General features: G+C 50.3%; 1 pseudogene. It reads right to left on the bottom strand.

Annotated features, from left to right (window positions below):
- A pseudogene (locus A7981_RS11670) lies at nucleotides 1–263 on the bottom strand (phosphatidylserine decarboxylase); the annotation flags it as partial.
- Nucleotides 264–511 lie beyond the last annotated feature (248 nt).

The raw sequence follows: 511 nt of genomic DNA, 5'->3' as shown, positions 1-511 counted from the left end.
GGCATGACCAGTACATTCGGATCGGTATCGATTGGGCGTACTTCGTCACGCAGCGGACGGACAAAGAATTCGTCAAAGGTGCGGTAGCTGGCGGTGTCCGGCTTTTGCGCCTCTTTCATGTCGACCTTGTAGTATTTAACGAACAGATCGATAACCAGTTTTGTCAGCCATCCTGCCCGCTTGCTTGCGCCCCAACCCGCCAGGCGAGTAAGCCATAGTCTCGGCAGAATGTACTGTAGCGAAAGTTTAAATGAATTTAACAAGGTAGCCTCCAGGCCATTGTTTTGTCGTTCCTGATCCGGCCTACATGCCGGATCCTGAAAAAAAGGGGACGATTCTAACGACGGTTAGCTTAATTGTCAGTCATCCGTATCAGAAAAGTTTTTACGCGTTTTTACCTGCGCCATGCTTTCCAGAATACGGTGATAGTTTTCGAAACGGGTTTCCGCGATTTTCCCTTCCTCAACCGCTTCCCGGCTAGCGCAGCCCGGATCGGTATCGTGTTTGCAAT

This window comes from Methylovorus sp. MM2 (assembly GCF_001648895.1).
Classification (GTDB): domain Bacteria; phylum Pseudomonadota; class Gammaproteobacteria; order Burkholderiales; family Methylophilaceae; genus MM1.
The sequence above is the reverse complement of the archived record's forward strand: the minus strand, read 5'-3'. Positions and strand labels throughout refer to the sequence as shown.